This is a genomic window from Stenotrophomonas sp. 278 (assembly GCF_003935715.1).
Lineage (GTDB): Bacteria > Pseudomonadota > Gammaproteobacteria > Xanthomonadales > Xanthomonadaceae > Stenotrophomonas > Stenotrophomonas maltophilia_AH.
The window spans coordinates 1-1013 of the sequence record NZ_RHPP01000306.1 but is presented as its reverse complement, the minus strand read 5'-3'; the positions used below and the strand labels follow the sequence as shown (position 1 = coordinate 1013).

The following is a 1013-nucleotide window of genomic DNA, read 5'->3' as shown; positions in this document are numbered from 1 at the left end:
GGGGCCCGGTTCTTTTTTTAAAAACACACCGCTCAACCCCCAAATCTCCCCCCCCTCCAAAAGCCCCCCCAAACCCCGGTTGCACCGGCCGTTGGCCGGCCCACGCATCGATGAGGGCCGGCCAACGGCCGGCGCTACCGAAATGCGGCGTCACCGGCCCAGTTACGGGGCGACGATCACCTCGGCCGAACGCGCCTTGGTCGCGGCGGCCTTCTTGCCGCTGACCTGGAACCGGCTGGCGCTGACCCCGGCGGCGACCAGGGCGTCACGCAGGGCCTCCGCGCGCTTCTGGCCGACGCCCGCGGCGGCGTCATAGGCCTCGATCCGCACCCGGCCCTTCTTGCCGATGTTCAGGTACTCGGCCAGCGCCTTGGTCTGGCTCTTGGCACCGCCGGACAGCCCAGCCTGGCCACTGGCAAAGGCGTCACCGGCAAAGGTGAAGACCTCGCCACGGCTATCGAACTTCGACCCGGGCAGCTTGGCCCCGGAGACCAGCTCGGCCTCTTCGCGCGCCAGCTTGGCGGCGTTGGCCTGGGCGGCACTCAGACGCGCGGTCTGTTTGCCGGCCACGCTGGTCAGCGCGGTTTCGGCGTCCTGGCGGGCCAGCGCCTCGCTTTCGGCGGCCAGGCGCAGGCGCTCGGCTTCCTCGGCCTGGATCTGGGCCTGCACGCGCAGGCGCTCGTTTTCCTGGCGGATGCGCTGCGATTCACGGCGGGTGGCCTCGATCAGCAGGTCACTGCGGGTGCGCTCCAGTTCGCGCGACTGCCGCTGGGCCAGCGCGGTGCGCACGCTGGTCTCGGCAATCTCGACCCGTCGCTCGGCCAGGTAACGGGCCTGGTCGAGGTCGCGGCGCTTGGCCTTGGCCAGCTCGGCCACGGCCTGCTGGGCCTGCAGGCGCTCATACGGGGCCAGCTCGGCAGTGGTGGCGTTGGCCTGGATGGCCAGCAGGCGCTGGTTGAGCTGGGCGACGGCCGGGTCTTCGGCGGCGCTGGCCAGCAGCGGCAGGGCCAGGC

General features: G+C 71.4%; 1 protein-coding gene. It reads right to left on the bottom strand.

What is annotated here, in order from left to right:
- Positions 1 to 162: 162 nt before the first annotated feature.
- Positions 163 to 1011: an OmpA family protein gene (locus tag EGJ34_RS21860; RefSeq protein WP_125362469.1), complete on the bottom strand. Its 849-nt coding sequence runs from the start codon at positions 1009 to 1011 to the stop codon at positions 163 to 165.
- Positions 1012 to 1013 lie beyond the last annotated feature (2 nt).